This is a genomic window from Streptococcus suis (assembly GCF_024509555.1).
Classification (GTDB): Bacteria; Bacillota; Bacilli; order Lactobacillales; family Streptococcaceae; genus Streptococcus; species Streptococcus suis_AD.
In genome coordinates this window covers 1-287 of sequence record NZ_JAMWEL010000079.1, presented here as the reverse complement: position 1 = coordinate 287, position 287 = coordinate 1, and the positions used below count along the sequence as shown (strand labels likewise).

The 287-nt window shown below is 42.2% G+C and carries 1 protein-coding gene; it reads left to right on the top strand.

Features of this window, described 5'->3' with window-relative positions:
• The coding region (locus tag NF418_RS10420) for a hypothetical protein (RefSeq protein WP_256779547.1) at nt 1–287 on the top strand (287 nt) is incomplete at both ends.

Sequence of the window (287 nt, the reverse complement as noted above, 5' to 3'; positions counted from 1 at the left end):
ATTCAGTAACAGGCGATATTATCGCAGATACATACTCTGCATGGTCACCAGCAACACAAGACTTCAAAGCTGTTTCAGCCTTGACGAAGGATGATGTAGCTGAGTTGGCAGATTATCTTCCTTCAACACAAAGTGTAACCAGGACAGGTGTAGTTGCGACTGATAATGATACAAATGCAACGATTATCTATCGTACAAATGTTAAAGTTGTTGATCCAAAAGATCCAGATAACAATCCAGACACACCAACACCAGAAACTCCGGTAACTCCAGACACGCCAGTTCCA